General features: G+C 71.5%; 1 protein-coding gene and 2 pseudogenes. 1 reads left to right on the forward strand and 2 read right to left on the reverse strand.

Annotated elements, in window-relative coordinates:
• Positions 1 to 132, forward strand: a pseudogene (gene rpsL, locus ACIKT0_RS16740) (30S ribosomal protein S12); the annotation flags it as partial.
• A gap of 197 nt (positions 133 to 329) precedes the next feature.
• Here rpsL and ACIKT0_RS16745 read toward each other — a convergent pair.
• Together ACIKT0_RS16745 and ACIKT0_RS16750 are read right to left on the reverse strand one after the other, a co-directional pair.
• Positions 330 to 533: pseudogene (locus ACIKT0_RS16745) on the reverse strand (ligase-associated DNA damage response endonuclease PdeM); the annotation flags it as partial.
• Positions 534 to 592: 59 nt separating this feature from the next.
• Positions 593 to 2,556, reverse strand: a 1,964-nt coding sequence (locus ACIKT0_RS16750; RefSeq protein ID WP_407106513.1) for a ligase-associated DNA damage response DEXH box helicase, incomplete at its 5' end; no start/stop codon positions are given.

Here is a 2,556-nt window from a genome sequence, read left to right on the forward strand (position 1 = left end):
CACTCGGTGGTCATGATCCGCGGCGGCCGCGTGAAGGACCTTCCGGGCGTGCGTTACCACATCCTCCGCGGCGTGCTCGACACGCAGGGCGTGAAGAACCGCAAGCAGCGTCGTTCGAAGTACGGCGGGGAGGATCGCGCCCCCCTATCTGGCGCGGATCAAGAAGGCGTCGGGCGGCGGCGTCGTGACCGTGTTCATCGGCGACCGGATCGGCCGCTTTCCTCCCGATCTCGTGGTCGCCCCCGCCGGCGGCCGGGCGCCGGCTCATGCGGTCCGGACGCAGACATGGCCGAGCCGCGTCAACGCGCTGAGGCTCGCCGCGGCCCGCGGAGCGTGGTCGCGGTGTCGTAGGGCGGCAGGAACTGGCCGCGGCGCGCGAAGGACGAGCCCTTCTCGAGATGCAGGTCCGCGACGATCAGCGCGCCCGAGTCCGGCTCGTAGAGCGCCCCCGAAACGTCGGCCACGAGCGTCGCTCCCGCGATGGAGAGCGTCGGCTCGATTTCGTCGCGGCGGAGGAGGGCGGAGAGAATCATCGCGCGGAACGTAGCAGGAACTGTTCGGCGCGGTCCATCGTGGGATACCGCCGATGTCCTCACCGCGGACCCATCGCCTCCGCGACCAGAGTCTCGGCCGCCTCGCGCAGCAGCGCGTCCTGCGCCTCGCCATAGACCTGCTCGCGGCCGACATCGAGCAGGATCGGCACGGCGAGCGGCGAGATCCGGTCGAGTGCGCGGTGGACGATGCGCCGGCGCGCGCGCGCCAGAAACTCCGCCACCCGCTCGAGGTCGATCAGCCCGCGCGCGGCGTCGGCCCGGGCGGCGCGCAGCAGCAGGTGGTCGGGCTCGTGCCGGCGCAGCACGTCGTAGACGAGGTCGGTCGACATGGTCACCTGCCGGCTGGTCTTCTCCTTGCCGGGGAAGCGCCGCTCGATCAGGCCGGCGATGATCGCGCAGTTGCGGAAGGTCCGCTTCATCAGCGCGCTCTCGGCCATCCAGGCCTCGAGGTCGTCGCCGAGCATGTCCTGGTCGAACAGCGCGTCGAGCGACAGGGCGCCCTCGTCGATCATCGCGCCGAGATCGCCCAGGCCCCAGATCGCGAGCGCATAGTCGGTCGCCACGAAGCCGAGCGGCTTTGCGCGGGCGCGCTCCAGCCGGCGCGTGAGCAGCATGCCGAGCGTCTGATGCGCGAGCCGGCCTTCGAAGGGGTAGGCGATGAGAAAATGCCGGCCGCCCCGTGGAAAGGTCTCGACCAGCAGCTGGTCGGGCTGCGGGATCAGCGAGCGCTCCTGCTGGAAGCCGAGCCATTCGCGCACCTGCGTCGGCAGCGCGCTCCAGCGGGCGGGGTCCGCGAGCGCGGCGCGCACATGGGCCGCGATGCCGGTGGTGAGCGGCATCTTGCCCCCGGCGTAGACCGCGACCTTGGGCGTCTCGGAGACGGCGCGGGTGACGAACACTTCGTTCTCGACCAGCGCCACGTAGCGCAGCACCTCTCCGCCGAACATGAAGGTGTCGCCCGGCGTCAGGGTCTCGACGAAATATTCCTCGACCTGCCCGATGACGCGGCCGCCCGCCATCCGCCCGACCGGCCCCTTGGAGCGGGCGAAGCGCACCTTGAGCATGGTGGCCTCGACGATGGTGCCGACATTGAGCCGCCAGCTCTGCGCCACCATCGGGTTCGAGACGCGCCACAGCCCGTCCTTGGTGCGCCGGATCTTGGCGAAGCGCTCATAGCCGCGCAGCGCATAGCCGCCGGTCGCCACGAACTGCACCACCTCGGCGAAGGTCTTGCGGTCGAGGTCGGCGTAAGGGGCGGCCGACGTCACCTCCCGGTAGAGCGCGTCCTCGTCGAACGGCCCTCCACAGGCGACCCCGAGCACGTGCTGCGCCAGCACGTCGAGCGAGCCGGGCTTGGCGGCCTCGGCGTCTTGCTCGCCGGCGAGCGCGGCTTCGCGCGCGGCCTCGCACTCGATGACCTCGAACCGGTTCGCCGGCACCAGCAGCGCCTTCGAGGGCTCGTCGAGCCGGTGGTTGGCGCGGCCGGTCCGCTGCAGCAGGCGGGAGGAACCCTTCGGCGAGCCGACCTGCACCACGAGGTCGACGTCGCCCCAATCGATGCCGAGGTCGAGCGTCGAGGTGCAGACGACCGCGCGCAGCCGGCCTTCGCCCATCGCGGCCTCGACCCGGCGGCGCTGGCCGACGTCGAGCGAGCCGTGATGCAGAGCGATCGGCAGATTGTCGTCGTTGATCCGCCACAGCTCCTGGAAGGCGAGTTCGGCGAAGGCGCGGGTGTTGCAGAAGACGAGCGTGGTGCGATGCTTCCGGATCGCCTCGTAGACCGCCGGCATGGCGTGCGCCGCCGAGTGCCCGGCCCAGGGCAGGCGCTCGTCGGTCTCGTGGACGTCGATGACCGGCGCGGCGCCTCCTCTGACCTCGACCAGATCGGCCAGCGCCTGCCCGCGGCGCGGGTCGACGAGCCAGCGGCGAAGCTCATCCGGATCGCGCACGGTGGCGGACAGCCCGACCATCGTGGCCGAAGGCGCGAGCGCGCGCACGCGGG

This window comes from Hansschlegelia beijingensis (assembly GCF_045505405.1).
Taxonomy (GTDB): domain Bacteria; phylum Pseudomonadota; class Alphaproteobacteria; order Rhizobiales; family Methylopilaceae; genus Methylopila; species Methylopila beijingensis_A.